The organism is Curtobacterium sp. MCBA15_005 (genome assembly GCF_001864855.1).
GTDB lineage: Bacteria > Actinomycetota > Actinomycetes > Actinomycetales > Microbacteriaceae > Curtobacterium > Curtobacterium flaccumfaciens.
In genome coordinates, this window is sequence record NZ_MJGL01000036.1 from 1 (window position 1) to 236 (window position 236).

1 protein-coding gene is annotated in these 236 nt (G+C 72.0%); it reads left to right on the forward strand.

Annotation, left to right across the window (positions count from 1 at the left end; genetic code table 11):
- Positions 1-236, forward strand: a 236-nt coding sequence (locus tag BIU89_RS12875; protein WP_139179118.1) for a fructose-bisphosphatase class II, incomplete at both ends; no start/stop codon positions are given.

Here is a 236-nt window from a genome sequence, read left to right on the forward strand (position 1 = left end):
ATGGACAAGATCGCCGCCGGCCCCGAGGGTCGCGGTGTCCTGGACCTCGAGAAGCCGATCGGTGACAACATCCGCGCGCTGGCGAAGGCCAAGGGCAAGGACCTCGAGGACATGGTCGTCGCCGTGCTCGACCGCCCGCGCCACGACGAGCTGATCCGCGCCATCCGCGCGACCGGTGCCGGCACGCGACTGCTGCTCGACGGAGACGTCGCCGGTGGCATCGCCGCGGCCCTGCC